Consider the following 639-nt stretch of genomic DNA (forward strand, 5'->3'; position numbering starts at 1 on the left):
TGTTAAAGTATTCCTCGTTGAACACAACAAATAAAACTTTTTAACGAATAAAGGAGATTTTTCATGACATCACTTAAAACTTTACTTTTTGGAACAACTTTGGCTGCCGGTGCTGCATTCTTCATGGGAACGACTGCTCATGCGGACGAAGCTTATACCGTTCAATCAGGTGATACTCTATCAGCGATTTCTCAAAAATACGTTGGTGACAACTCCTTGATCAATGCCATTGCAGAATCAAATTCAATTTCTGACATTAACCTGATCTACTCAGGACAACAATTAACGATTCCAACAGAAGGCTCTGCACAAGCAGCTGCTGAACCTCAAGCAGCCGTTCAAGAAGCACCAGTCCAAGCTGAACCTGTTCAAGCTGAACAACCTGTTGTACAAGAAACGGTTCAAACGGAAACACCAGCAGCACCTGTTGCTGAAACACAACCTGCTCCTGCTGCAACAGAAACAGCTGCGGCTCCAGCAAGCACAAGTTCTGCAAAAGAATGGATCGCACAAAAAGAATCAAGCGGTTCTTACACAGCAACGAACGGACGCTACATCGGACGTTACCAACTAGATTCTTCTTACTTAAATGGTGACTACTCTGCTGCGAACCAAGAAAAAGTGGCAGAACAATATGTT

Annotated in this window: 1 protein-coding gene; it reads left to right on the forward strand. The window is 42.9% G+C overall.

Annotation, left to right across the window (positions count from 1 at the left end; genetic code table 11):
• Window positions 1-63 precede the first annotated feature (63 nt).
• On the forward strand, window positions 64-639 hold a 576-nt coding region (locus ESP02_RS13185; protein ID WP_146926087.1), incomplete at its 3' end, for a LysM peptidoglycan-binding domain-containing protein.

It is taken from the genome of Enterococcus sp. NBRC 3427, assembly GCF_007996925.1.
GTDB classification, from domain to species: domain Bacteria; phylum Bacillota; class Bacilli; order Lactobacillales; family Enterococcaceae; genus Enterococcus_B; species Enterococcus_B lactis.